This is a genomic window from Pseudomonas sp. FSL R10-1350, assembly GCF_009600525.1.
In the GTDB taxonomy this organism is placed as follows: domain Bacteria; phylum Pseudomonadota; class Gammaproteobacteria; order Pseudomonadales; family Pseudomonadaceae; genus Aquipseudomonas; species Aquipseudomonas helleri.
Map to the genome: position 1 here is coordinate 1 of NZ_WIVR01000157.1, position 1,331 is coordinate 1,331.

At 63.0% G+C, this 1,331-nt stretch carries 1 protein-coding gene; it reads left to right on the plus strand.

Annotated features, from left to right (window positions below; all coding sequences use genetic code 11):
• Positions 1-1,331: type VI secretion system Vgr family protein (locus GHO25_RS25605; protein WP_178110250.1), on the plus strand; the 1,331-nt coding region annotated here is incomplete at both ends.

A 1,331-nucleotide genomic window follows, 5' to 3' on the forward strand; every position in this document is an offset into this window, starting at 1 on the left:
TTGTTCAAGGATCGCCACTGGGGCGCGTGTACCCAGCGCCTGACCGAGCCTCATCAAACACGCGAATTCTGCGTTCAGGCTGGCGAGCTGGACCTGGCGTTTTATCAGCGCCTGGCCGCCGAAGAAGGTTTACTGTCGATCTTCCAGCACAGTGAAGCCGGGCATTCGTTGATTCTGGCTGACCACATCGCCACCTTCGGCATTTTGCAGGACGAGCCGCTGGTGTACGCGCCCAACCCCGGCGGCGATCCCGCGCAACCGTCACTGCACAGTTTTACTTACCGCGAGCACGTGCGCAGCAGCGAGCAGACCCAGCGCGATTACACCTTCACTCACCCGCGTTACAACCTGGAACAACAAGAACAAGCGATGCATCTGGACCATCAATCCAGCGGCTATGAACGCTACGACTACCCCGGTCGTTACAAACATGACAACGCCGGTAAACCCTTTACCCGCACCCGCCTGCTGGCCTTGCGCAGCGATGCGCGCACGGTTGAAGTGACGGGTGATGATGCACGGCTGGTGCCGGGTTTGGCCTTTGATCTGATCGGCCACCCGCGTGAAGACATGAACATCGGCTGGCGCGCCGTGCACATCCACCACAGCGGGCAGCAGCATACCGCCTTGGAAGAGGAGTCCGCCGACAGCCGGGTCGGCACCCGTTACAGCCTGACCGCCACCCTGATCCCTGACACCCTGCAATGGCAAGCCCCGCTGCTGCCCAAGCCGTGCATCGAAGGCCCGCAAATCGCCACCGTAGTCGGCCCGGCCAATGAAGAAGTCTATTGCGATGAGCATGCCCGGGTGCGTCTGCAGTTCCCTTGGGACCGCGAAGACCGCAACGATGACCGCAGCTCTTGCTGGGTGCGGGTGTGCCAGAGCTGGGCCGGGGCGGGTTGGGGCCATGTGGCGTTGCCACGCATCGGTCAAGAGGTGCTGGTGGCGTTCCTGCATGGGGACCCCGACCAGCCGATGGTGATTGGCCGCAGTTACCACGCCATCAACCGCACGCCTTACAAACTCCCGGAATTCAAGGCCATTAGCCCGATCCGCAGCAAGGAGCTGCACGGCCAACGCCACAACGAACTGCGCCTTGATGACACCCACGGCCAGATCAGCGCCACGCTGATGACCGACCATCAGCACACAGCGCTGAACACGGGCTTTTTGACCCATCCGCGCCCGGATGGCGGAGCGCCTCGTGGCGAAGGTTTTGAACTGCGTACCGATGCCCACGGCGTGGTGCGGGCGGGCGGCGGCTTGTTGCTGACAACCCAGCTTCGCGCCCGCGCCGTCGCCCATCACACCGACCTGCCCGAATGCGCCGA